Origin of the sequence: Sulfitobacter sp. W002, from assembly GCF_025142135.1 — a bacterium.
In the GTDB taxonomy this organism is placed as follows: Bacteria; Pseudomonadota; Alphaproteobacteria; order Rhodobacterales; family Rhodobacteraceae; genus Sulfitobacter; species Sulfitobacter profundi.
Genome location: NZ_CP081126.1, coordinates 2,841,847 through 2,863,746, shown reverse-complemented (window position 1 = coordinate 2,863,746; position 21,900 = coordinate 2,841,847). Strand labels below are relative to the sequence as shown.

Annotated in this window: 22 protein-coding genes; 14 read left to right on the top strand and 8 right to left on the bottom strand. The window is 62.5% G+C overall.

The features are described from left to right. The first annotated feature begins 52 nt into the window (after nt 1-52). The 3 genes from K3758_RS14095 to K3758_RS14085 all read left to right on the top strand — a co-directional run bounded on the left by K3758_RS14095 (nt 53) and on the right by K3758_RS14085 (nt 1,297). Nucleotides 53-268, top strand: coding sequence for a DUF2007 domain-containing protein (locus K3758_RS14095; RefSeq protein ID WP_259950110.1), 216 nt, complete (start codon nt 53-55; stop codon nt 266-268). Then, entirely contained in the window at nt 265-1,032 is a 768-nt protein-coding gene (locus tag K3758_RS14090) for a tRNA1(Val) (adenine(37)-N6)-methyltransferase (RefSeq protein WP_259946056.1), read from the top strand. The genes K3758_RS14095 and K3758_RS14090 overlap by 4 nt, the downstream gene beginning before the upstream one ends. 100 nt (nt 1,033-1,132) lie before the next feature. After that, nucleotides 1,133-1,297 carry a YdcH family protein gene (locus K3758_RS14085; RefSeq protein WP_082849498.1) on the top strand — a complete coding sequence of 55 codons (165 nt, stop codon included), beginning with the start codon at nt 1,133-1,135 and terminating at the stop codon, nt 1,295-1,297. A gap of 190 nt (nt 1,298-1,487) precedes the next feature. Here the strand turns inward: K3758_RS14085 and phbB are convergent, their stop codons facing one another. The 3 genes from phbB to K3758_RS14070 all read right to left on the bottom strand — a co-directional run bounded on the left by phbB (nt 1,488) and on the right by K3758_RS14070 (nt 4,469). Further along, entirely contained in the window at nt 1,488-2,210 is a 723-nt protein-coding gene (phbB, locus tag K3758_RS14080; protein WP_067942768.1) for an acetoacetyl-CoA reductase, read from the bottom strand. Nucleotides 2,211-2,286: 76 nt separating this feature from the next. Further along, complete coding sequence (locus K3758_RS14075; protein ID WP_259946052.1) at nt 2,287-3,462, bottom strand: acetyl-CoA C-acetyltransferase; 1,176 nt, start codon at nt 3,460-3,462, stop codon at nt 2,287-2,289. Nucleotides 3,463-3,626: 164 nt separating this feature from the next. Further along, the gene (locus K3758_RS14070) at nt 3,627-4,469 is read right to left on the bottom strand and encodes an EAL domain-containing protein (RefSeq protein WP_259946051.1); all 843 of its coding nucleotides are present in this window, start codon (nt 4,467-4,469) and stop codon (nt 3,627-3,629) included. Between the two features lie 106 nt (nt 4,470-4,575). On the opposite strand from K3758_RS14070, the gene K3758_RS14065 reads away from it, so the two are divergent. The 5 genes from K3758_RS14065 to K3758_RS14045 all read left to right on the top strand — a co-directional run bounded on the left by K3758_RS14065 (nt 4,576) and on the right by K3758_RS14045 (nt 8,915). Continuing rightward, nucleotides 4,576-5,145: a DNA-3-methyladenine glycosylase I gene (locus K3758_RS14065; protein WP_259946050.1), complete on the top strand. Its 570-nt coding sequence runs from the start codon at nt 4,576-4,578 to the stop codon at nt 5,143-5,145. A gap of 168 nt (nt 5,146-5,313) precedes the next feature. Then, nucleotides 5,314-5,934 carry a 30S ribosomal protein S4 gene (gene rpsD, locus K3758_RS14060; protein WP_259946049.1) on the top strand — a complete coding sequence of 207 codons (621 nt, stop codon included), beginning with the start codon at nt 5,314-5,316 and terminating at the stop codon, nt 5,932-5,934. Between the two features lie 187 nt (nt 5,935-6,121). Then, a complete protein-coding gene (hisC, locus tag K3758_RS14055) occupies nt 6,122-7,204 on the top strand; it encodes a histidinol-phosphate transaminase (RefSeq protein WP_259946046.1) in 1,083 nt (360 codons plus the stop codon). Further along, a complete protein-coding gene (locus K3758_RS14050; protein ID WP_067942762.1) occupies nt 7,204-8,124 on the top strand; it encodes a prephenate/arogenate dehydrogenase family protein in 921 nt (306 codons plus the stop codon). Before hisC ends, K3758_RS14050 begins: the two co-directional genes overlap by 1 nt. Continuing rightward, nucleotides 8,121-8,915, top strand: a complete 795-nt coding sequence (locus K3758_RS14045) for an extensin family protein (RefSeq protein ID WP_259946043.1) — start codon at nt 8,121-8,123, stop codon at nt 8,913-8,915. The genes K3758_RS14050 and K3758_RS14045 overlap by 4 nt, the downstream gene beginning before the upstream one ends. 7 nt (nt 8,916-8,922) lie before the next feature. On the opposite strand, the gene K3758_RS14040 is transcribed toward K3758_RS14045, so the two are convergent. Beyond that, on the bottom strand, nt 8,923-9,930 hold the full coding sequence (locus K3758_RS14040) for a DUF2125 domain-containing protein (protein WP_259946041.1): 1,008 nt from the start codon (nt 9,928-9,930) through the stop codon (nt 8,923-8,925). Between the two features lie 66 nt (nt 9,931-9,996). Here K3758_RS14040 and K3758_RS14035 point away from each other — a divergent pair, with 66 nt between their 5' ends. The 3 genes from K3758_RS14035 to K3758_RS14025 all read left to right on the top strand — a co-directional run bounded on the left by K3758_RS14035 (nt 9,997) and on the right by K3758_RS14025 (nt 13,735). Beyond that, the gene (locus K3758_RS14035) at nt 9,997-10,527 is read left to right on the top strand and encodes a gamma-glutamylcyclotransferase (protein WP_067629545.1); all 531 of its coding nucleotides are present in this window, start codon (nt 9,997-9,999) and stop codon (nt 10,525-10,527) included. A gap of 71 nt (nt 10,528-10,598) precedes the next feature. Continuing rightward, the gene (locus K3758_RS14030) at nt 10,599-11,798 is read left to right on the top strand and encodes a biopolymer transporter ExbB (protein WP_067941511.1); all 1,200 of its coding nucleotides are present in this window, start codon (nt 10,599-10,601) and stop codon (nt 11,796-11,798) included. Further along, nucleotides 11,798-13,735, top strand: coding sequence for a peptidoglycan -binding protein (locus K3758_RS14025; RefSeq protein ID WP_259946037.1), 1,938 nt, complete (start codon nt 11,798-11,800; stop codon nt 13,733-13,735). The genes K3758_RS14030 and K3758_RS14025 overlap by 1 nt, the downstream gene beginning before the upstream one ends. 16 nt (nt 13,736-13,751) lie before the next feature. Here the strand turns inward: K3758_RS14025 and K3758_RS14020 are convergent, their stop codons facing one another. From K3758_RS14020 to gloB, 3 genes are all read right to left on the bottom strand, one after another. Continuing rightward, complete coding sequence (locus K3758_RS14020) at nt 13,752-14,702, bottom strand: M23 family metallopeptidase (RefSeq protein ID WP_259946035.1); 951 nt, start codon at nt 14,700-14,702, stop codon at nt 13,752-13,754. After that, on the bottom strand, nt 14,699-17,020 hold the full coding sequence (clpA, locus tag K3758_RS14015) for an ATP-dependent Clp protease ATP-binding subunit ClpA (RefSeq protein ID WP_067629557.1): 2,322 nt from the start codon (nt 17,018-17,020) through the stop codon (nt 14,699-14,701). The genes K3758_RS14020 and clpA overlap by 4 nt, the downstream gene beginning before the upstream one ends. A gap of 175 nt (nt 17,021-17,195) precedes the next feature. Further along, nucleotides 17,196-17,963, bottom strand: coding sequence for a hydroxyacylglutathione hydrolase (gloB, locus tag K3758_RS14010; RefSeq protein WP_259946033.1), 768 nt, complete (start codon nt 17,961-17,963; stop codon nt 17,196-17,198). Between the two features lie 63 nt (nt 17,964-18,026). On the opposite strand from gloB, the gene K3758_RS14005 reads away from it, so the two are divergent. Next, complete coding sequence (locus tag K3758_RS14005; protein ID WP_259946031.1) at nt 18,027-18,773, top strand: class I SAM-dependent methyltransferase; 747 nt, start codon at nt 18,027-18,029, stop codon at nt 18,771-18,773. A 40-nt stretch (nt 18,774-18,813) separates the two neighbouring features. Here K3758_RS14005 and K3758_RS14000 read toward each other — a convergent pair whose 3' ends face one another. Then, nucleotides 18,814-19,392, bottom strand: a complete 579-nt coding sequence (locus K3758_RS14000; protein WP_259946030.1) for a hypothetical protein — start codon at nt 19,390-19,392, stop codon at nt 18,814-18,816. Nucleotides 19,393-19,796: 404 nt separating this feature from the next. Here K3758_RS14000 and K3758_RS13995 point away from each other — a divergent pair, with 404 nt between their 5' ends. Continuing rightward, nucleotides 19,797-20,357 carry a F0F1 ATP synthase subunit delta gene (locus K3758_RS13995; RefSeq protein ID WP_259946029.1) on the top strand — a complete coding sequence of 187 codons (561 nt, stop codon included), beginning with the start codon at nt 19,797-19,799 and terminating at the stop codon, nt 20,355-20,357. Beyond that, complete coding sequence (gene atpA, locus K3758_RS13990; RefSeq protein WP_259946028.1) at nt 20,358-21,896, top strand: F0F1 ATP synthase subunit alpha; 1,539 nt, start codon at nt 20,358-20,360, stop codon at nt 21,894-21,896. Nucleotides 21,897-21,900 lie beyond the last annotated feature (4 nt).

The following is a 21,900-nucleotide window of genomic DNA, read 5'->3' as shown; positions in this document are numbered from 1 at the left end:
CATTTCCCGCGTCCCGCTCGACATGCCGGTGATCCGGCTCTACATCTTTGATATGAAGGAACTTTTGCGCAGCACCGACATGACCATCATCGCCTTTGCCACCGCCCTTCTTAAGGGGGAGGATATAGACTGCTTTGAAATGGACGTAAACATGAGCGTGCTCGAAGGCGGCATCGGGATTTTCCCGCGCCGCTTGATGGTGCACCCCGATGACCATGACGCCGCTTTGCGGGTGATGCGCGACAATGAGATTCCGCTGGGGCTGTGACCCGTTTCGCCGAAGATGACCTGACCTGTGACGCCTTTCTGGGCGGCAAGCTGCACCTCTGGCAGCCGCGCCGGGGGCGGGGCTACCGCGCCGGGGTGGACCCTGTTTTGCTGGCCGCGAGCATTGAGGCCACGGCGGGGCAAAGCGTGCTGGAATTGGGCTGTGGGGTCGGTGCGGCGGTGCTTTGTCTGGGCGCGCGGGTGCCGGGGCTGGCGCTGACGGGGTGTGAGCTGCAACCTGCCTATGCCGAACTCGCGCGACGTAATGGCGGCGCGGCGCTGGAGGTGGTCGAGGCCGATCTGACCGACATGCCCCTGCATCTGCGGCAGCGACAATTTGACCACGTTCTGGCCAATCCGCCCTATTTCGACCGGGCCGCCTCGGTTCAGTCCCGCGATCCGGGGCGAGAGACCGCCTTGGGCGAAGCCACGCCCCTGCGGCAATGGGTTCGCACCGCGGCGCGGCGGCTCAAACCCAAAGGGCAGGCACATTTTATCCACCGCGCAGAACGGCTGCCCGAGATTCTGGCCGCCCTTCCGCATGAGATGGGATCGATCGAAGTGCTGCCTCTGGCCTCGCGCGCGGGGCGGATGCCGGAGTTGATTCTTTTGCGTGCCCGCAAGAATGGCCGCGGTGCTTTTCGGCTCTATCACAGCTACGCTATGCACCTTGGCGCGCGGCATGAGGCGGATGGCAACAGCTATGTGCCGGAAATCGAAGCGGTCCTGCGTCGCGGCGCGCCGCTGACTTATCCTACTTCTTAAGCGTTTTTTTACCAACTTCACCCCTATGCTGCGGTGCTGCGTGACTTGTGGGTCGCGCTGTGGTCCACTGAAATTCCACACACCAATCATGGAGGATTGTATGGCTTTGAACGCACATCTGGACACCCTGAAGCGCAAGCATCAGGCGATGAGTGAGGCGGTGGAAACCGCGCAACGCGCCCCCGGTATGGACGATTTACAAGTGGCTTCCATGAAGAAGGAAAAACTGCGCCTGAAGGAGGAGATTAGCCGCCTGTCGAGCTGACTCTCACCCCGTGAATTGAGATTTTCATTCGAGGGCTGTCGTTTCGCTGGGGCGGGGCGGCAGCCTTTGTCTAGGGCAGGGGGATGCCAGAAGCGATACTGAGCGTGACGGGTGAACGGCCCCTCCCGCCGCAATGAAAAAGGCCAGCCCGTCGAGGGGCTGGCCTTTTCGATTCCATGCTTGTGTCGATTTAAACGACGAATTGCGCGCCATTGGCTGAGATGGTCGAACCATTGATGAAGCCCGCGTCGTCAGAGACGAGGAAGGCCACGGCGCGGGCGATTTCCTCAGGCTCCCCCAGACGCCCTGCGGGGATCTGCGCGATGATGCTTTCGCGGACCTTCTCGGGCACGGCCATGACCATATCGGTCGCGATATAGCCGGGGCAGATCGCATTCGCGGTGATGCCTGCGCGCGCGCCCTCTTGGGCCAATGACTTTACGATGCCCAGATCGCCCGCCTTGGTCGCGGCATAGTTCACTTGGGCGAACTGACCTTTCTGGCCGTTGATCGAAGAGATCACGACGACACGGCCGAACTTCCGCTCACGCATGCCGGGCCAGACCGGGTGGATCGTGTTGAACACCCCGGTGAGGTTGGTGGCGATGACCTCGTTCCACTGATCGGGGGTCATCTTGTGGAAAGGCGCATCGCGGGTGATGCCTGCGTTGGCGACAACCACCTCGATGGGGCCAAGATCGGCCTCGACCTGTTCGATCCCGGCTTTGGAGGCGTCGTAATCTGCCACGTTCCATTTATAGGTCTTGATGCCGGTCTCTTCGGTGAATTTCGCGGCGGCTTCGTCATTGCCCGCATAGGTGGCGGCGACGGTATAGCCTTTGTCCTTTAGCGTGGTCGAAATAGCCGCGCCAATACCGCGGCTTCCCCCGGTGACCAAAGCGATGCGTGACATGTAATCCCTCCCTCAAGGTAATGTTCTTGCAATTGCATGTTTTGGCGCGCAATAAAGTTGCGCGCCAAATGTAGTCTTAGGGGCGCTCAAGACACATGGCAACACCCATACCGCCGCCGATACACAGCGTCGCCAAACCTTTTTTGGCCCCGCGGCGCTGCATTTCGAACAGCAGAGTGTTGAGCACGCGCGCACCGGAGGCGCCGATTGGGTGCCCGATCGCGATTGCACCGCCGTTGACGTTCACGATTTCCGGATCCCAGCCCATTTCCTTGTTCACGGCGCAGGCCTGCGCGGCGAAGGCTTCGTTGGCTTCCACAAGGTCGAGGTCTTCTGGTTTCCAACCGGCTTTCTCCAGCGCCTTGCGCGAAGCATAGACGGGGCCGACGCCCATGATCGACGGGTCGAGACCTGCCGTGGCATAGGAGGCGATGCGCGCCAGCGGGGTGATGCCGCGCTTTTCGGCATCTTCTGCGCTCATCAAAAGGGCACCCGCTGCGCCGTCGTTCAGGCCCGAAGCGTTGGCCGCTGTAACCGAGCCATCCTTGGTAAAGGCAGGGCGCAGTTTTTGCATGGCTTCCATGCTGGCCCCATGGCGGATGTATTCGTCCTGATCGACGACAGTCTCGCCTTTGCGGGTTTTGATCGTGTAGGCGACGATCTCATCCGCGAATTTGCCAGCTTTCTGCGCGGCCTCGGCCTTGTTTTGCGATGCGACGGCGAATTCATCCTGCTGGTCGCGGGAAATCTGCCATTTTTCAGCGACGTTTTCGGCGGTTTGGCCCATGTGGTAGCCGTTGAACGCATCCCACAGGCCGTCGCGGATCATCGTGTCGATGAACTGCAGATCGCCCATCTTCTGACCCGCACGCAGGTTCTGCGCGTGGGGGCTGAGGGTCATGTTCTCTTGACCGCCAGCGGCGACGATGTTCGCATCACCCAGTTGGATGTGCTGGGCCGCCAATGCCACGGCGCGCAGGCCCGAGCCGCAGACTTGGTTGATGCCCCAAGCGGCGCTTTCTTTCGGCAGGCCCGCATTGATATGTGCCTGACGCGCAGGGTTCTGGCCTTGGGCGGCGGTCAGCACCTGCCCCAAAATGGTCTCGGAGACTTCGGATGGGTCCACCCCGGCGCGAGCCACCAGTTCCTTCAGAACGGCGGCACCAAGATCATGGGCGGGTGTATTGGCAAACGCCCCGCCGAAACTGCCCACGGCGGTACGGGCGGCGGATGCGATGACGACATTGGTCATGATGTGACTTTCCTCTACCTTGTTGGGCGGGGGCACACCGACACGCGCCATCGTCGGGCGTGGGCGCTCCCGTCCCTCTGAGGTAGTGATAGCGGATGCGCTGCAATGCGGCAACTGAGCAGGCAGCGCCACGCTGCCGACATGGCGTTACCCTTTTTATGCGGTTAGCCTGTGGCGCGCATGTGGTCGCCCCCAAGCCAGGCGGGCCGGGTCGTGGGGGCGGCAAAATGGTAACCTTGTAAGCAGTCGACACCCATCTCGACCAGGACCGCTGCGTCGGCCGCGTTCTCCACGCATTCGGCCACGGTGAGCATGTCGAAATGTGTGGCGATCGACATCAGCGCGGCGGTCAGGGCGCGGTTGTCGGGGTTCGTCGCGATGCCCCGAATGAACTGTCCGTCAAGTTTCAGGATGTCGAAGTAGAAATCCTTGAAATAGCGGATCGCGGTTTGCCCCGCGCCGAAATCATCCATGGCAAAGCAGATGCCATAGGGCTGCAATTGATCCATAAAGTTCGCCACCAGTTCCGGCACCATCATGGCCGAGCTTTCGGTAATCTCTAGAATCAGCCGTTCGCCCAAGGTCGCGTCGCGGGCCAGCCAGTGGCGCAAGACGCGGGTCCATTCCTGATACCCGATGGAACGGGCCGACATATTGATCGACAGCCGCAATCCGGGGTGGTGGTGCAGCGCGTTCAGGCCAAGGCGCAGGGCCAGAACATCCACCTGCCGCCCGGTTTCCGTATCCTCAATCGTTGGCATGAAATCCTTGGCCGGGATCACGCGGCCTGTGGGATCCAGCAGGCGGATCAACCCCTCGTGAAAGGCGATGGACGTCGGATCGCTGGCCCGCATGACCGGCTGAAAGGCCAGCAGGGTCTGACGGTGCGCCACGGCGTCGCGCACCATTTCTAGGGTCGCGGCATCGCGCTGCGTTACCGCATGGTTAAGCGGGCTGTCCCCTCCGGGGGGGATATCGGCGATAGGGCGTTGGAATCGACGGGGCACGGCAGTACTCTTCTTTCTGTCCTGCCGTGGGTATGGGCGCAAAGGTGATAACACGGTCTTAATCAGCGGCGTTTTCCGCGGTGGATCACGGGCAGGAGACGCAAAGATGCAGCGCTGTGACTGGGCCGGGGAGGACCCGATTTACCAAGCCTACCATGACACCGAATGGGGCGTGCCCGAATATGACAGCCGCGCGCTTTGGGAAAAGCTGATCCTCGACGGATTTCAGGCCGGGCTAAGCTGGATCACGATCCTTAAAAAACGCGATAATTTTCGGGCGGCTTTTGCCGGGTTCGATCCGCATCTGATTGCCGAGTGGGGCGAGGCGGATGTCACGCGCCTGCTGGGCGATCCGGGCATCATCCGGCACCGGGGCAAGATTGAGGCCGCGATCACCAATGCCCGTGCTTGGCAGGAGCTTGAGGCACGCGAGGGCTTTGACAGCTTCATGTGGCGTTATGTGGACGGGGTGCCCTTGCAGCCCGGCTTTGCCACACAGGCTGAGGTGCCGCCGAAAACCGCGCTATCAGAACAGGTGAGCAAAGACCTGAAGAAAGCCGGTTTCAAGTTCTGTGGGCCGACGATCACCTATGCGTGGATGGAGGCCTGCGGGCTGGTGAACGATCATATTCTGACCTGCCACCGCCACGGCCCCTGTGCAGCGATGGCGCGTTAGGGCAGGGCGTATTGCCCCTGCTGAAATCCCCCGTTGACTCCCCGCCACGGCACCGTATAAGCGCCCCTTCATTGGTGTTGGTGGACCCCGCAAGGGGAAGCCTGTCGGGCTTCGGCCAAAGGACAACGCCCTTTACCGCCCCTCGGGGCCTTATAAAGGAGAACAGCCGTGACAAAACGCACAGCTGCCAAGCACAAACTAGACCGCCGCATGGGCGAAAACATCTGGGGCCGTCCGAAGTCCCCGGTGAACCGTCGTGAATACGGCCCCGGCCAGCACGGTCAGCGCCGTAAAGGCAAGATTTCCGATTTCGGTATCCAGCTGCGCGCCAAGCAGAAGCTCAAGGGCTACTACGGCGACCTGACCGAAAAGCAGTTCCGCCGCATCTATGGCGAAGCCGAGCGTGTTAAAGGCGATACAGGTGAAAACCTGATCGGTCTGCTTGAGCGTCGTCTGGACGCCGTTGTGTACCGCGCCAAGTTCGTCGCGACCGTTTTCGCTGCGCGCCAGTTCGTGAACCACGGCCACGTTCGTGTGAACGGCAAGAAAGTGAACATCCCCTCCTACCGCGTAAAAGAGGGTGACGTGGTCGAAGTGCGTGACCGTTCCAAGCAGTTGGCTTCCGTTCTCGAAGCGGTTCAGCTGCCCGAGCGTGACGTGCCTGACTACCTTGAGACGGATCACTCCAAGCTGACAGCAACCTTCGTGCGCACACCCGGCCTGTCCGACGTGCCATACCCGGTTGTGATGGAGCCGAACCTCGTCGTGGAATTCTACGCGAAGAACTAAGTTTCTTCGCCAGTCGACAATCGAAAGGCCGCGTGGTGCACACCGCGCGGCCTTTTTCTTTGCGCGGGGCCGGGCCGGGGCGCAGCAATGCAACAGCCTGTCCGGGGCAGGCGCGGATGCAGAATGATTCTGGCATCACCGCTGCGGCCCCGATAGAAGGGCGGCAGTAGCGTGAGGAAAGAGCGAGATGACACAGATCGCACCGCAACCGGGCATTATGGAGATTGACCTTTATCAAGGGGGTGCGGCGCATGTCGCGGGCCTTGATAATGTGGTCAAACTCAGCTCGAACGAAAACCCGCTGGGGCCCAGCCCCGCCGCCGTCGAAGCCTACCGCCGCGCGGCCTATGATCTGCATCGCTACCCGTCTTCCGATCACAGCGCGCTGCGCGCCTCCATCGCCGAGGTATTGGGCCTTGATGCGGGGCGGATCATCTGCGGCGCGGGCTCGGATGAAATCATCGCCTTCCTTTGCCAAGCCTATGCCGGACCGGGGACCGAAGTGGTGCACACCGAACACGGCTTTGCCATGTACCGCATCTCTGCCCTCGCCGCGGGCGCCACGCCCGTGGAGGTACCCGAGCGTGAGCGGGTGACGGATGTAGATGCCATCCTCGCCGCCTGTACCGATGCGACGCGGTTGGTGTTCATCGCCAACCCCAACAACCCCACCGGCACGATGATCGGTCTGGCCGAGATCGAACGGCTGGCCGAGGGGCTGCCGCCGCAGGCGCTTCTGGTGCTCGACGGGGCCTATGCCGAATATGTCGAGGGCTACGACGGCGGGGCCGCACTGGTGGACCGGCGCGATAACGTGGTGATGACGCGCACCTTTTCCAAGCTCTACGGGCTGGGCGGTCTGCGCATCGGTTGGGGCTATGGACCCGCCCATGTGATCGACGTCCTAAACCGCGTGCGGGGGCCGTTCAACCTCTCGCAGGCCGCACTCAACGCTGCCGAGGCCGCGATCCGCGACCGCGCCTATACCGACCACTGCCGGGCCGAGAACGCCCGCTGGCGCACATGGCTCGCCGATGCGCTGGCCGAGATCGGCGTGCCTTCGGATGTATCGCTAGCCAATTTTGTCTTGGCCCGTTTCGCCAATCAGGCCAAGGCGGAAGCCTGCGACGACTACCTCAAGTCCCAAGGTCTGATCGTGCGCCGGGTGGCGGGCTACAACCTGCCCAACTGCCTGCGCATCACCGTAGGCGACGAAAGCGCCTGCCGCCGGGTGGTCCATGCGGTGCGGCAGTTCAAGGGGGGCAGCTGATGGCTCAGGTCTATGACAGGGTCGCTCTGATCGGGCTGGGGCTGATCGCCTCATCGCTTTTCTGGGCAATGAAACGCGGCGGGCTGGCGGGCGAAGTCACCGGCTATGCCCGCAGCGACGAGACCCGCGCCACGGCGCGCGAGATCGGCCTCTGCGACCGCGTCTGCGACAGCGCCGCCGAAGCCGTTAAGGGCGCCGATTTGGTGGTGCTCTGCGTACCGGTGGGCGTCATGGGGGCCGTCGCCGCCGAAATCGCGCCGCATCTGGCCCCCGGTGCCACGGTGACGGATGTAGGCTCGGTCAAGGCCGATGTGATCGCGCAGGTGGGGCCGCATCTGCCCGAAGGCGCGCATTTCATCCCCGCGCACCCGCTGGCAGGAACCGAGCATTCCGGTCCGCGCAGCGGCTTTGCCGAGCTTTTCGACAACCGTTGGTGTCTGCTGGTCCCGGTCGAGGGGACTGATAAGGACGCCATCGCCCGGCTGCGCGCGCTGTGGGAAGGGGCGGGTGCCAATGTAGAAGAGATGGACGCCGAGCATCACGATCTGGTGCTTGCGGTCACCTCTCATGCGCCGCATCTCATCGCCTATACGATGGTGGGCGTGGCCGACGATCTGCGCCGGGTTACCGACAGCGAGGTCATCAAATATTCCGCCGCCGGTTTTCGGGACTTCACGCGCATCGCAGCGAGCGATCCAACCATGTGGCGCGATGTGTTCTTGACCAACAAGGACGCCACGCTGGAGATCCTTGGCCGCTTCACCGAAGAGCTTTTCGCCCTGCAACGCGCGATCCGCACCGGCGACGGCGATCATCTGCACGCCTATTTTACCCGCACCCGCGCGATCCGGCGCGGCATTATCGAGGCGGGGCAGGACACCGACGCGCCCGACTTTGGCCGAGGGGCACGCAAGTCATGAAGGGCTGGGCTGTCCTGCCGCTGATCGTGCTGGGGCAAGTCGCCCTCGCTGCGGGGCCGGACAGTTCGCAACGCCCGGTCCCGCGGGACAATGGTGATACCTTGCCGCTGATCGTCGTGCCCTCGGGCGCGATTGAACAGCCCAAGCGTGACCCCGCCGCCCGTGCTGCCGCTGAAGGGGGGCGGGGGATGGAAACCTCGCTTCGCCCCGCGCTGCGCAGCCGCAAGATCGAGAAAGCCGCCCGCGCACGTCGGCAGATGTTGGCCAAGGGCGCGGTCTGCGGAGACTTGGCAATACAGGGCACGCCGGTGGGCCGGGTGCCCGGCAAGATCAACGGTTGCGGGGTCGAGAACGCGGTCAAAGTGCGCTCCGTCTCAGGCATCAAGCTCAGCAATGCCGCGGTGATGGATTGCACCACGGCCAAGGCGCTGGACACATGGGTGCGCCAGTCGGCGGTGCCCGCTTTGGCGGGGCACGGCGGTGGGCTGAAAGAGCTAAAGGTCGCGGCGCATTACGCTTGCCGGACGCGGAACAACCGCAAAGGCGGCAAGATATCCGAGCACGGTAAGGGCCGCGCGATTGATATCTCCGGGTTTGAACTGGCGGACGGCAGCTTGATCACCGTGTTGAAAGGCTGGCGCGCCCGCCGCAGCAGCAAGGCGATGCGGCGGATGCACCGGGGCGCTTGCGGGCCGTTCGGCACGGTGCTTGGGCCAGAAGCGGACCGCTATCACCAAGACCATTTCCATTTCGACACGGCGCGGTATCGCAGCGGCAGCTACTGCCGCTAAGGGCCGCTTAGGGCTGGATCAATCGCGGTGCCGGGCCAAGCGGAAGGCCCGCAAGGACCATCTGCCCATCGGCAAAGACCAGATCAAGATCCAGACCGCCCGGCGTGCTGCCCCGCGCCTCCAACAACCGCAGCATGGTATTCACCTGCCCGCGCATGGAGGGCGGCAGGAAGCCCCCACGTTCGCCCGCATCAAGCAGTTTGGACCAATTGGTGACACGTAGGCTCAGCACCCCGTCGGGAATGCCCTCGGCATCAAAGGTCAGCGCGCCTTCGGCGCCCAGAGCCACGTCGCCCCACGCTGCATCGATATTCTCAACCGTCAGCGCGTCGATCTGCGGCAGGGTGCCCGCCACCGCGCTGTGACGATCCAGCGGGCGGGCCAAGGTCACGGCCATCCGCGCAGACAGGATCGGCTGCCCGCCGGGCTGTACCGCGCCGTCCCCCAGAACCTTGCGCAGCAGCGGGCCGGGGGTGATGCCGCCGGGCAGCAAGGCAATGTCATAGTCCCGCGCCGCGCCCGAAGATTGCGTGACCCGCATCCGGGGCTCTTCGGCTTCCAGCAACAGCCCGTCGGGGCCATTGACCTCAAGATGCGTGCTGCGGAGCTCAATCGCTTCTAGTTGAAGCGTGGTCCCGGGGTGCAGCGCCAGATCGGCACGCAGGTCGCGTATGTTCAGCGTCAAGGGCAGCGCACCCGCAGGCAGCGCGGCGCTTGCAACCGAAGCGCGCGCAGAAAGGTCGCCGGGCCACCAGACCGGGGCGGAAAGATCAAGCTGCGGGGCCTCAAATGCCAAGCCGCGGGCGGGAGCCGCCACGGCAAGCCCGCTCAGCCGGTTTTGCAAGGAGAGGGGGAATCCCGATTTGCTGATGTCCTTGAGCGTGACCTCCCACCCCGCCGCGCGGCGGCTGTCGAGCAGGCCGGTCAGGGTGCTTTGCATCTGCGTCGTCGCAGTGGCCCACCACGCGCCCCAAAGTACGGCGAGCACAATCAGCAGCCAAACCAGTTTCCGCATTTCGATAGCCCTTCAAATCGTGCTTCAGATGCGGTTTACCGAAGGCCAGCAGAAAGGACCAGCAGGATGACAATGTGGGTATTTGGCTATGGCAGCCTTTTGTGGAACCCGGGTTTTGAGGTGGCGGAAAGCGTGATCGCCACGCTGCCGGGCTATGCGCGGTCGTTCTGCATGCGCTCGATCCATCACCGTGGCACGGTCGAACAGCCTGGGCTGGTGCTGGCGCTCGACGAATCTGTCCGCTCGGCCTGCGAAGGCATGGCGATGCGCGTGGCTCCGGGGCAGGAGGCGCAGACGCTGGACTATCTGCGCGAACGTGAGCTGATCTCCTCGGCCTATGTCGAGAAAAACCTCACCGTGCATCTGACCGACGGCCGCGACGTGGAGGCGGTGACCTATGTGATCGACGCGGCGCATGACCAATATTGCGGCGGCTTGCCACTGGAAGAACAGGCCCAGATCATTGCCCGCGCCGTAGGCGGCCGCGGGCCAAATACCGAGTATTTAATCAACACTGCCGTGCATCTTTCCGAAGTGGGCTTGCATGACCCCGCGTTGGAGTGGTTGCATGATCGCGTAAAGGCTTTGGCCTCATAAAAACTTGGCAACTCCGCGCCGTTTCAGTGTAAGCTGCGCCAAGAGCAGAATAGAGGGTCAGGAAAGGCCGCATGGCACAGCCAGACCGCAAGGCAAAACCGCAGTTTTCACAACCGGTGCGTCAGATTTCTCTGATGCTGATCGTATTGGCATTGACCGGCGTGGGCGCTTTTTTGGCCCTGCCCAGTGTGCTGCCGATCTTTGCCGCGAACCCATGGCTTAATGGGGTCATCATCTTTGTTTTCGTCGTCGGCGTGCTGGCCTGTTTCTATCAGGTGACGCAGCTGATCGGCTCGGTCCGCTGGATTGAGGATTTCGCCGCCGACAACGCCGAACCCGACGCGCAACCGCCACAGTTGCTGGCGCCTTTGGCGTCGCTGTTGCGCCAGCGCGGTGCGCGGATGCAGGTCAGCACAGCCTCGACCCGGTCGATCCTCGACTCTGTCGCCTCACGCATCGACGAGGTGCGCGAGATCACGCGCTATATCGTCAACATGCTGATTTTCCTTGGTCTTCTCGGTACCTTCTACGGGCTTGCCACGACCGTGCCTGCTGTGGTCGACACGATCCGCTCGCTCGCCCCCGGCGAGGGGGAGGCGGGCGTTGATGTCTTTGGCCGCCTGATGACCGGGCTTGAGGCGCAGTTGGGCGGCATGGGCGTGGCCTTTGGCTCGTCGCTTTTGGGGCTTGCGGGTTCTCTCGTCGTCGGGCTGCTGGAGCTTTTCGCGGGCCATGGGCAGAACCGTTTCTACCAAGAGTTGGAAGATTGGCTGAGCTCCATCACGCGGGTCGGGCTGACCTCGGGCGACGATGTGGGCGACCAAAACATCATGGCCAGCGTGATGGACCAGATGGTCGAACAGATGGCCGAGATGCAGCAGATGTTCACCCAATCCGACGTAAGCCGCGCCATGGTCGACGACAAGCTGGGCAAGCTTGCCGATGCCGTTGACCGGATGACCACGCGGATGGAGCATGACACGACGACGAACAGCGCGCTTGATCGGGTGGCCGACGGGCAAGACCGGTTGATTGCCGTGCTCGAAGGGCAGGTGGCGGGCGAAGGGATCGACGCGGAGAGCCGGATGCGGCTGCGCTCAATCGACGTGCAGATGCTGCGTATTCTCGAAGAGATTTCTGCCGGGCGGCAAGAGACGATGGCCGAATTCCGCAAGGATATCTCACTGCTGGCCAAGGCGCTTTCCGGGCAGCGCGCGCCTGAGGCCCGTCGCCTGCGGGCCGGCGATGTCCCCGGTGGCGGGGACCAGTAATGGCACTTTCCCGGCGGACAGGCGCACGGTTTCAGGGCTCGATCTGGCCGGGGTTCGTCGATGCGATGACCGGGCTTTTGCTGGTTCTGATGTTCGTGCTGACGATCTTTATGGTCGTGCAATTCGTCCTGACCGAACGCATCAGCGGCCAAGAGAGTGAGTTGAACGAATTGGCCGGGGAGGTCGCGGCCCTTGCCCAAGCGCTTGGCGTCGAGGAACGCACCACCGCGCGGCTGGAAGCCCGGCTTGGGGCACTGAATGCCTCACTGAACGATGCCCGCGATGAGGTGTCGCGCCAAGAAGCGGTGATCGCCGGGCTGACCTCTGAACGCGACGCCCAAGAGGCCGCGTTGCAGGCCGCCGAGGCCGAGATCACCGGGTTCGAGGCGCGGGTGGCGGCCCTTCTGGCTTCGCAGGCCGAAGATCAGGCGCGCATCGGCAGCTTGGAAGACCGCGAAGCCGCGCTGCTGGATGAGCAAGAGGCGCTGAACCTCGCCCTGAGCACCGCGCGGGAAGAGATCGACGCGCAGGCGGAAACGGCCCGGCTGGCCGCTGCAAAGCGCGAGGCGTTGGATGCGCTGGTGGCCGATCTGCGGGCCCAAAACGCTGAAACCGAGGCGGAGGTCGCAGCACTCAATGCCGAGGTATTAGAGGCCGAAGAGGCCCTCAGCGCCGAGGAAGCCGCCCGTCTGGCCGAAGCCGCAGCGGCGCAGGCATTGCGCGACCGGCTTGAGGATGCGGATGCGGAATTGACGGCCATGACCCTCTCGCTTGAGGCGCAGCGCAAGAAGGCCGAAGACACCTTAACCTTGCTGGCCGCAGCCCGCGCGGCGCGAAGCGATCTGGACAGCGAACTCGCCGCAGCTCTGCTGAGGTTGGAGACGGCTGAACAAAGCGGTGCAGGTCTGGAGGCCGAGCGCGCCGCGCTGGCCGAAGAGTTGGACGCGGCAGAGGGCACCGAAGAGGACCTGCGCGCACAACTGGCACAGGCAGAGGTGACCGAGCAGGCGTTGAATACCCGCTTGGCCGAGGCGCTGGCCCGCGTGCAGAGCCTTGAACAAGAGGGCGAAGCGCTGAGCGGCTCCCAGTCGGATCTGCGCGAACGTCTGGCGCAGGCGCTGGCGGCAAAGCTTGCCGCTGAAACGCTGGCCGAGGACAAGACCACCGCCGCCGAGCGCCGCGCCGCCCTACTGGCGCAGGCCGAAGCGACCTTGGCCGACGAGAAGGCGGTAAGCGCCGAGGCGCAGCGGCAAACCGAATTGCTGAACCAGCAGGTCGCGGAACTGCGCGCGCAACTGGGCAATCTACAGGCGCTGCTCGACGATGCGGTGGCGCGGGATGCGGCGAGATCGGTTGAGTTGCAATCGCTCGGGTCCGAGTTGAACACCGCGCTGGCACGGGTGGCGGCAGAGGAACGGCGTCGCGCCGAGCTCGAAGCGGCAGAGCGCAAGCGGCTGGAGGAGGAGAGCAAGAACCTCGCCCAGTACCGCTCGGAATTCTTTGGCCGGTTGCGTGACCTTCTGGGCAATCAAGAGGGCGTGCGGATCGAAGGCGACCGCTTTGTCTTCTCTTCCGAGGTGCTTTTCGGGCCGGGCAGTGCGGTGCTGAGCCAAGACGGGCAAGGCGAGATTGCCAAGGTGGCGGGCATTCTGCGCAGCGTGGTGGACGAGATCCCGGCAGAGATCGACTGGGTGATCCGGGTCGATGGCCATACCGATAATGTGCCGCTTTCCGGCTTTGGGGCGTTCGCGGACAATTGGGAGTTGAGCCAAGCGCGGGCGCTGTCGGTGGTCAAATATATGGTCAACTTCCTTGGCATCGCGCCGGATCGTTTGGCGGCCAATGGCTTTGGCCAGTACCAGCCCGTGGCCGAGGGCAATACCGAAGCCGCGCGGGCGCAGAACCGGCGGATCGAGCTTAAATTTACCGAAAAGTGAGCGGGGGAAAGCCGGTCTATTGCAGCGTCAACGCGCCGGTCTTTTCGTCAATCACCCGGCCATCGCGCAGCAGGGCTACCGTGCCGCGATAGCGCCCGGCGGGCCATGTTCCGGCGGCGGCGCGCTTGCCGATGGCACGAAATGACTGCGCCTGCGGTTTCTCTAGCACCACATCCCTTTCGATCACGGTGCCGCTTGGCCCCGCAAGGCTGAGGCGCAGCACGTCGTTCCTTTGGGTGCCATAGCTGTAGCCGTAGATGACCAAGGCAGGCGCATCCGTGGGCAGGGTGTCGTGATTGGCATCGCCCGCCTTAATTTCATCATAGCTGGGAATGCGGTCTGCAAAGCCGAGCGCGATCAGCCCGCCGGGGCGGTAGGGCGGGGTGTCTTGCCAGAGAGACACAGCTGGTTCCTCGCAGCCGTTGCCTTCGGGGGCGAATGGATCAACCGGATTGCCATTGTGGCGCAGCGAAAGGTGAAGATGCGGGAAGGCGGCCTTGCCAGACTGGCCGACCAGCCCGAGAGCGTCGCCGACAGCGACCTCTTGCCCTTCCGTCACGCGCAGCGAGCCGCGTTTCAGGTGGCAATACTGGGTTTCCCACCCGCGGCCGAGGTCGATCACCACGCCGTTGCCGCATTCGCGCCCTTGGACTTCCGAGAGTGGCGCGCCATCGGCCATGCCGTCTCGCAGCCCTTTGACCACGCCAGCCGCCGCTGCGCGAACGGTGACACCTGCTGCCATCGCTGCGCGGTCGGGCAGGGCGAAATCGGTGCCCTTGTGGCCGTCATAGGTCAGCCCCGAACAGCGGTAATCGTGCGCCGCAGCACTTGGGTCTTGGTCCATATACTGTTGGATGTGGCAATCCTGCCCGAGGGTGCAATCCAGCGGAAAGGCCAGTTGCACATCCTCCGCCAGCGCAGGGCTGGCGGAGGAGAGGATCAGGGCCAGCGCGGCCCGTGTGATCATTCCGCGGTGAGCAGCGGGGGCCGATCACCTGACAGGCGCTTGCTTTCTGTGCCCAAGACCTTGAGCGTCAGCGCGTCGTCCTTGACGCCAACCTTGACCACACCGCCTTTGGCCAGTTTGCCAAAGAGCAGTTCCTCGGCCAGCGGCTTTTTGATGTGCTCTTGGATCACGCGGCCCAAGGGACGGGCGCCCATCTTGTCGTCGTAGCCCTTGTCGGCAAGCCATTCGGCGGCCTTCTTGCTGAGTTCGATGGTCACGTTGCGGTCCATCAGTTGCGCTTCGAGTTGCAGCACGAACTTTTCGACCACCCGCAGGATCACCGATTTTGGCAGCGGCGCGAAGCTGATGACGGCATCGAGACGGTTGCGGAACTCCGGCGTGAAGGTCCGCTCGATCGCCGCGGTGTCTTCACCGGTGCGACGTTCGCGGCCAAAGCCCACGGCCTCTTTCGCCTGCTCGGAAGCGCCAGCGTTGGAGGTCATGATCAGCACCACATTGCGGAAATCCACCGTGCGGCCGTTGTGATCCGTGAGCTTGCCGTGGTCCATCACCTGCAACAGGATGTTGTAGACATCCGGATGCGCCTTCTCCATCTCGTCGAGCAGCAGCACGCAGTGCGGATGCTGGTCCACGCCATCGGTCAGCATGCCACCCTGGTCAAAACCGACATAGCCCGGAGGCGCGCCGATCAGACGAGAGACGGCGTGTTTCTCCATATACTCCGACATGTCGAAGCGCAGCAGTTCCACACCCAGCGTATCCGCCAGTTGCTTGGCCACCTCGGTTTTACCCACACCGGTTGGTCCGGCGAAGAGGTAGTTGCCGATGGGTTTGTCCGGCTCGCGCAGGCCCGCGCGGGACAGTTTGATGGCCGAAGACAGCGCCACGATGGCATCGTCCTGACCAAAGACCACCCGCTTGAGCGAGCTTTCCAAGTCCTTCAACACCACCACATCGTCCTTGGAGACGTTTTTCGGCGGGATGCGGGCGATCTTGGCCACCACGGCCTCGACCTCCTTGGTGCCGATGGTCTTGCGGCGCTTGGAGGCGGCCACGAGATGCTGTGCGGCACCCGCTTCGTCGATCACGTCGATCGCTGAGTCAGGCAGCTTGCGGTCATTGATGTAGCGGTGCGCCAGTTCGACGGAGGTCTTGATCGCGTCGGAGGTGTATTTGACGCTGTGATGCTCTTCGAAATAGGGTTTCAGACCTTTGAGAATCTTGGTGGCATCTTCGACCGAAGGCTCAGACACGTCGATCTTCTGGAAACGGCGGCTTAGCGCGCGGTCCTTCTCAAAGTGCTGGCGGAACTCCTTATAGGTGGTGGAGCCCATGGTGCGCAGTTTGCCCCCCTGAAGCGCAGGCTTCAGCAGGTTGGAGGCATCCATCGCGCCACCCGAGGTAGCACCGGCACCGATAACGGTGTGGATCTCGTCGATGAAAAGCACTGCGTCTTTATGTTCTTCCAGCTCGGTCACGACAGCTTTAAGCCGTTCCTCGAAATCACCGCGGTAGCGGGTGCCTGCGAGCAGTGCGCCCATGTCGAGCGAGTAGATCGTGGTGTTGGCCAAAACCTCAGGCGTTTCTCCGGCGACGATCTTGCGTGCCAGCCCCTCGGCGATGGCGGTTTTGCCCACGCCTGGATCACCCACCAGCAGCGGGTTGTTCTTGCGGCGGCGGCAGAGCACTTGAATGCAGCGCTCAACCTCACCCTCGCGGCCGATCAGCGGGTCGATATCGCCCTCGCGGGATTTGGCATTAAGGTCCACGCAGTATTTTGCCAGCGCGGATTCCTTCTTGTCGCCATCAGTGACGCCTTGCGCCTCTTCTTCGGCTTCCGGTGCGCCTGTGACGGGGCGGGATTCACCATATGCCGGGTCTTTGGCGACGCCGTGGGCGATGAAGTTCACCGCGTCATAGCGGGTCATATCCTGTTCTTGCAGGAAGTAGGCGGCGTTGCTTTCACGTTCGGCGAAGATGGCGACCAGCACGTTCGCGCCCGTCACTTCGGTCCGGCCCGAGGATTGTACGTGGATCGCAGCGCGTTGGATCACGCGCTGGAAGGCCGCCGTGGGCACCGCTTCGGAACCGTCAATGTCGGTGATCAGGTTGCTGAGATCATCGTCGACGAATTCGACCAGCGTTTCGCGCAGGTCAGAGACATCAACGGAACAGGCTTTCATGACCTGCACGGCGTCGGGTTCGTCGAGCAAGGCCAGCAGCAGATGTTCGAGCGTTGCGAATTCGTGGCGGCGGGCGTTTGCCAGCGCGAGGGCCGCGTGGATTGCCTGCTCAAGTGTAGTCGAGAATGAAGGCACGGGCGTGCTCCTTTTCGATCGGGGTCGGTGAGGTGCTGAGATATCTCAGGCCCCGGTCCGACCATGGCCTGATAGTATTAGAGTTTGGTTGATCATCGCCCATCTTCAAGAAGATTCTGGTCCGAATCGGTCACATTTGCCGTGAGCGAGGACTTTGGGCCATGATTGCAGGCATTCAGAACTGGTCTTTGCGCCTGCGGATTTCGGTGAACACTTCTGTGTCGGTGGCGTCTGGCATCCCCAATGTCGCGCGAATGGCCGGGTCGGCAGGGCGCAGGAAGGGATTGGTTTCTAGTTCCAGTGAAAGCGGTGAGGGGACGGTCGGCTGCCCCTTGGCGCGGGCGCTGTCGATGTCCTTGGCCCTTGATATAAGCGCGGGGTTTTGCGGATCAACGGTCAGGGCGAATTTTGCGTTGGCGGCGGTATATTCGTGGCCGGAGCAGATCGTCGTATCGCCGGGCAGGGCGGCCAGCTTTTGCAGACTGTCCCACATCTGCGCGGGCGTGCCTTCGAACAGGCGGCCACAGCCAAGCGCCATGAGGCTGTCGGCGGTAAAGGCCGCTTTGGCATCCAGCACGTGAAAGGCGATATGGCCGACGGTGTGGCCCGAGACATCCAGCACCTCGGCCTTTAGCGCGCCAAGTTCAACGGTGTCGCCTTCTGCCACGTCGCGGTCTAGCGGGGGCAGGCGGTGAGCGTCGGCCTCGGCCCCAATCACCTCGGCGGGGAAGCGGGTCAGAACCTCGGCCAGCCCTTGGACGTGGTCGGGGTGGTGGTGGGTCAACCAGACTTGGCTCAACGTCCAGCCCCGGCGGTCCAGCTCTGCCATGATGGGTGCCGCTTCGGGCACGTCGATCAGCGCCACCTTGCCGCTGTCATGGTCGCGCAGCAGGAAAGCGTAATTGTCCGACAGACAGGGAATCGTGACCAGATCAAAGGCCATGGCGTCTTACCTCGCTGTGTTGTTATGGTCGGGTCAGAGTGACACTCACCAAGGCGGGCTGCAATGCATCTTGATGTACAGGATCTGCGCAATTTCTATTATCGCAGCGCGTTGGGGCGTGCCGCGCAGAAATCCCTGCGCGGGCGGTTGTTGGAGCTTTGGCCCGAGGCGAAGGGGCAAACCGTCGTCGGCTTTGGCTTTGCAGCCCCCCTGCTGCGGCCCTATCTGGCCGATGCTCGGCGCGTGATGGTGTTGATGCCCGGGCCGCAAGGCGTGATGCCTTGGCCTGCGGGGATGCCCAATACCTCGGTCCTGACCGAAGAGACGCTCTGGCCGGTCGAGACGGGGGCGGTGGACAAACTGGTGCTGATGCACGGGCTTGAGACGTCAGAGCGGCCCAGTGAATTGTTGGATGAATGCTGGCGCGTGCTGGGGCCGGGGGGCAAGGCGCTGTTTATTGTGCCGAGCCGTGCGGGCATGTGGGCGCGGCGGGATCGCACGCCTTTTGGCTATGGGCGGCCCTATTCGCCGGGGCAGTTGGAAACGCAACTGCGCAAACATCAGTTTCTGCCCGAACGGCACCTTGGCGCGCTGTTTCAATTCCCCTCACAGCAGCGAATCTGGATGAAATCAGCCCCTTTGTTTGAGAAAATCGGTCGCCAGATGCCAACGATGATGGGCGGTGGGGCGATCTTGGTGGAGGCCACGAAACTGGTCTATCCACCGCGAGGCCGCCCGCAGCGCAGCACCGCAAGGCGTGCCATCGGGGTGTTGGAGGGCATGACTGAGCCGCAGGCCAAACCGGTTTGAGGCAACCGTCCGGCGGGAAAACCGCCGGACGGTGAAGTGATTACATTTCCATCACGCTTTCATCGGGATTGGAAAGGTCTTCGTTGGACGGCTCAAAGGTGAAGCCCTGAGTATATTCAGGTTTTTCACCATCCATGACTTTCTTGATCGTATCCGCATAGAAGCTGCGGGCTTCTTCGACCGTTTTGTTCCCTTCGACAATGTCGTGGGCAAGATTGATCGCGAGGAAGTTCGCGCCTTCCTTGTCGCAGCGGGCCGAGATGAGCGCCTCAGTCCGGTTGACTACAACGCTACCGTCATAGCGGGCGAGGTCGTCGAACATGTCTGCGGGCACGTCCATTTCGATCCATTGCTGCATCACATCGGGATGCTCCATTGGAAAGTTATGGGTAGTCGCTTCGTCATAGATCACGGTCTTTTTCCATGGTCCGGTGTCGTACCAGACGAGTTCATGGTCGGTCACGTGGGCGGGCTCGCCATAGGTGTCCATCATGTGTTGGGCGGCCTTTTGCGAGGCCTCCGGCCAATCGCTCAGGTCCATATGCGCCTCGGCAAAGGCGGGGGCGGCGAGGCCCATCAAAATGGTGCTTGCTGTCAGAAGAGTAGTGCGCGTCGTCATGATATGCTCCTTCTTTCTGTTGCATACCGCCCCAACGAGACCCCCGGGGGGGCACGTTCCATATTCGGTCTCACAGTTTTGCGAGGAACCTGCGAGGCGACCAGGTTTTGTGACCGTGTGAGCAGCTCTGGCCGTGCATCCGGGTAGGGCGAGAAGAATCGGCCGAGAGGGAGTAGGTCGCCAACTTTGACGCAGGAAAAGTGGACATTCCGTCGCAGCTTGGAATGTTTCAGGCTGATTAAGGGGCCGGCTCATATCATTGCCACGCTATACTGTGTTGCGGGATGGGAACCTGTCTGCTACATCGCCCCTGATTTAGACGTCTTGGGTAACTTCAAGCCGCGCCAACTGCTGGTGACGCGACATCTTCGCATATCCGGCGCTTATTGAACGAGAGGATGGACGTGTCCGAACCTGCTTCCATTTCCACCGGCATCGCGGAACGCTACGCGACAGCCGTGTATGATCTGGCCCGCGAGGCCAATCAGGTCGATGCCATCGAGGGCGATCTTACCGCGCTTGAAGCGGCCTTGACCGACAGCGATGACTTTCAGCGCCTGATCTCTTCGCCGCTCTATACCCGCGACCAGCAGGCCGGGGCGATCAGAGTGCTGGCCGACAAGATGGGCCTGACCAAGACCATGGCGAATACGCTGGCGCTGATGGCGCAAAAGCGTCGTCTGTTTGTGCTGCCCGCGCTGGTCAAGGCGCTGCGCGAGACGATTGCCGAAGCCAAGGGCGAGATCACCGCTGATGTCACCACGGCCAAGGCACTGACCAAGACGCAGTCGGACAAGCTGACCAAGTCGCTCAATGCCTCCACCGGCAAAAAAGTATCACTTCATGCGACCGTTGATGAAAGCCTCATCGGCGGTCTTGTCGTCAAAGTGGGCTCGAAGATGATCGACACCTCGATCCGCTCCAAGCTCAATTCCCTCCAGAATGTAATGAAAGAGGTCGGATAAATGGGTATCCAAGCAGCAGAGATTTCTGCGATCCTGAAGGACCAGATCAAGGATTTCGGTCAGGAAACCGAAGTGGCCGAAGTGGGTCGCGTTCTCTCCGTCGGTGACGGTATCGCCCGCGTCTATGGTCTGGACAACGTTCAGGCCGGTGAAATGGTCGAATTCCCCGGCGGCATTCAGGGCATGGCCCTGAACCTCGAAGCCGACAACGTGGGTGTCGTTATCTTCGGCTCCGACCGCGACATTACCGAAGGCGACACCGTCAAGCGCACCAACTCCATCGTGGACGTGCCAATCGGTGACGAACTGCTGGGCCGCGTTGTTGACGGTCTGGGCAACCCCATCGACGGCAAAGGCCCCATCGGCGCGACCAAGCGCGGCATCGCCGACGTCAAAGCGCCGGGCATCATCCCGCGTAAATCGGTGCATGAGCCGATGGCAACTGGCCTCAAATCCGTTGACGCGATGATCCCGATCGGCCGTGGCCAGCGTGAGCTGATCATTGGTGACCGTCAGACTGGTAAAACAGCTGTCGCCCTCGACGCGATGCTGAACCAAGCACAGGTTAACGCTGCTGCTGGCGACGACGAAGGCAAGAAGATGTACTGCGTGTATGTCGCCATCGGCCAGAAGCGTTCGACTGTTGCTCAGCTTGTGAAAAAGCTCGAAGAAACAGGCGCGATCGACTACTCCATCGTTGTGGCCGCGACCGCGTCCGAGCCTGCACCGATGCAGTTCCTCGCGCCCTATGCCGCCACCGCGATGGCAGAGCACTTCCGTGACAACGGCCGCCACGCCCTGATCATCTATGATGACCTCTCCAAGCAGGCCGTGTCCTACCGTCAGATGTCCCTGCTGCTGCGCCGCCCGCCGGGCCGTGAAGCTTACCCGGGCGACGTTTTCTATCTCCACTCCCGCCTGCTTGAGCGTTCCGCGAAGCTGGGTGACGAAGCTGGCAACGGCTCGCTGACGGCTCTGCCGATCATCGAAACCCAAGGTGGCGACGTTTCCGCGTTTATTCCGACCAACGTGATCTCGATCACCGACGGTCAGATCTTCCTTGAGACCGAATTGTTCTACCAAGGCATCCGTCCTGCTGTGAACACCGGTCTGTCGGTTTCGCGCGTTGGCTCCTCGGCTCAGACCAAGGCGATGTCGAGCGTAGCTGGTCCGGTGAAACTGTCGCTGGCTCAGTACCGCGAAATGGCGGCCTTTGCTCAGTTCGGCTCCGACCTTGACGCCGCAACCCAGCAGCTGCTGAACCGTGGGGCACGTCTGACCGAACTGATGAAGCAGCCGCAGTACGCGCCGCTGACCAACTCGGAAATCGTCTGCGTGATCTACGCCGGTACACACGGCTATCTCGACAAGGTGGACTTGAACGACGTTGGCCGCTTCGAAGCGGGCCTGCTGGCGCATCTGCGCAGCAAGCACGACGACCTTCTCAAGGACATCACCAACAATGACCGCAAGGTCAAAGGCGAGTTGGAAGAGAAGATCAAAGCCGCCATTGACGGTTTCGCCGCCGACTTCGCTTAAACGG

What these genes read in the sequence shown, in the direction of transcription:
- K3758_RS14025 (WP_259946037.1), top strand. Translation starts at nt 11,798, where the DNA reads ATGGCACTTTCCCGGCGGACAGGCGCACGGTTTCAGGGCTCGATCTGG.
- K3758_RS14075 (WP_259946052.1), bottom strand. Translation starts at nt 3,462, where the DNA reads ATGACCAATGTCGTCATCGCATCCGCCGCCCGTACCGCCGTGGGCAGT.
- K3758_RS14085 (WP_082849498.1), top strand. Translation starts at nt 1,133, where the DNA reads ATGGCTTTGAACGCACATCTGGACACCCTGAAGCGCAAGCATCAGGCG.
- K3758_RS14065 (WP_259946050.1), top strand. Translation starts at nt 4,576, where the DNA reads ATGCAGCGCTGTGACTGGGCCGGGGAGGACCCGATTTACCAAGCCTAC.
- K3758_RS14000 (WP_259946030.1), bottom strand. Translation starts at nt 19,392, where the DNA reads ATGACGACGCGCACTACTCTTCTGACAGCAAGCACCATTTTGATGGGC.
- K3758_RS14045 (WP_259946043.1), top strand. Translation starts at nt 8,121, where the DNA reads ATGAAGGGCTGGGCTGTCCTGCCGCTGATCGTGCTGGGGCAAGTCGCC.
- atpA (WP_259946028.1), top strand. Translation starts at nt 20,358, where the DNA reads ATGGGTATCCAAGCAGCAGAGATTTCTGCGATCCTGAAGGACCAGATC.
- K3758_RS14040 (WP_259946041.1), bottom strand. Translation starts at nt 9,930, where the DNA reads ATGCGGAAACTGGTTTGGCTGCTGATTGTGCTCGCCGTACTTTGGGGC.
- K3758_RS14035 (WP_067629545.1), top strand. Translation starts at nt 9,997, where the DNA reads ATGACAATGTGGGTATTTGGCTATGGCAGCCTTTTGTGGAACCCGGGT.
- phbB (WP_067942768.1), bottom strand. Translation starts at nt 2,210, where the DNA reads ATGTCACGCATCGCTTTGGTCACCGGGGGAAGCCGCGGTATTGGCGCG.
- K3758_RS14095 (WP_259950110.1), top strand. Translation starts at nt 53, where the DNA reads ATGAAGGAACTTTTGCGCAGCACCGACATGACCATCATCGCCTTTGCC.
- K3758_RS14030 (WP_067941511.1), top strand. Translation starts at nt 10,599, where the DNA reads ATGGCACAGCCAGACCGCAAGGCAAAACCGCAGTTTTCACAACCGGTG.
- K3758_RS14050 (WP_067942762.1), top strand. Translation starts at nt 7,204, where the DNA reads ATGGCTCAGGTCTATGACAGGGTCGCTCTGATCGGGCTGGGGCTGATC.
- gloB (WP_259946033.1), bottom strand. Translation starts at nt 17,963, where the DNA reads ATGGCCTTTGATCTGGTCACGATTCCCTGTCTGTCGGACAATTACGCT.
- hisC (WP_259946046.1), top strand. Translation starts at nt 6,122, where the DNA reads ATGACACAGATCGCACCGCAACCGGGCATTATGGAGATTGACCTTTAT.
- K3758_RS14005 (WP_259946031.1), top strand. Translation starts at nt 18,027, where the DNA reads ATGCATCTTGATGTACAGGATCTGCGCAATTTCTATTATCGCAGCGCG.
- K3758_RS14020 (WP_259946035.1), bottom strand. Translation starts at nt 14,702, where the DNA reads ATGATCACACGGGCCGCGCTGGCCCTGATCCTCTCCTCCGCCAGCCCT.